Genomic DNA, 1041 nt, shown 5'->3' on the forward strand with positions numbered 1-1041 from the left:
TTTACTTTCTTTGCGTTTTCGACCGCGTCTTGAACAGACTCTTCAATAGTTTTACGGCGAGTTAACACGACACCCAAACGACGACGACCATCGATTTCTGGTTTGCCAAATAAGCGCACTTGAGTTTGAGGTTGCGCTAAAGCCTTCGCAAGGTTGTCGAAACGAATGTCTGTTGATGTGCCTTGACCTAGGATCACCGCTGATGCAGAAGGGCCATACTGAACGATTTTGTTAATCGGCATTCCAGTAAATGCGCGAACATGAAGAGCAAACTCGGACATTTCTTGAGAAATCATCGTAACCATGCCAGTGTCATGCGGACGAGGAGACACTTCATTGAAAATAACCTTGTCACCTTTAACAAAGAGCTCTACGCCGAAAATACCGTACCCACCTAAAGCGTTTACGACTTTCTCTGCCGTGTACTCTGCTGCTTTTATTGCATTTTCCGACATTGCTTGTGGCTGCCATGATTCACGGTAATCACCATCTTCTTGACGGTGACCAATTGGCGCGCAGAAGTGAACGCCGTCCACTGCTCTAACGGTCAACAAAGTAATCTCGTAATCAAAATCGATAAAGCCTTCAACGATGACTCGACCTGCGCCAGTTCGGCCGCCTTCTTGTGCGTAGTCCCATGCTTTTTCAATATCGTCTTCCGTTTTGATGACACTCTGTCCCTTGCCAGATGAACTCATGACAGGTTTGACCACACATGGGATACCTACGTGCTCTACTGCGGCTTTAAAGTCATCGTAGTTGTCTGCAAATCGGTAAGGGGAGGTGGATAGGTCTAGTTCTTCTGCGGCTAAGCGACGAATACCTTCACGGTTCATTGTGAGCTTGGTTGCTTTCGCAGTTGGCACAACATTCAGGCCTTTCTCTTCAAGCTCGACAAGTGTATCGGTCGCGATAGCTTCTATTTCTGGAACAACGTAAGCTGGCTGCTCTTTGTTTATGATCTCTTCTAGAGCCTTACCATCTAACATATCAAGCACGTAGCTACGATGAGCGACTTGCATCGCAGGTGCGTCTGCATAA

At 47.0% G+C, this 1041-nt stretch carries 1 protein-coding gene; it reads right to left on the minus strand.

Annotation, left to right across the window (positions count from 1 at the left end):
* A partial coding sequence (gene purT, locus R7M72_RS25985) for a formate-dependent phosphoribosylglycinamide formyltransferase (RefSeq protein ID WP_318056578.1) occupies window positions 1-1041 on the minus strand: 1041 nt, incomplete at both ends.

Source organism: Vibrio sp. YT-18, assembly GCF_033337345.1.
Classification (GTDB): domain Bacteria; phylum Pseudomonadota; class Gammaproteobacteria; order Enterobacterales; family Vibrionaceae; genus Vibrio; species Vibrio alginolyticus.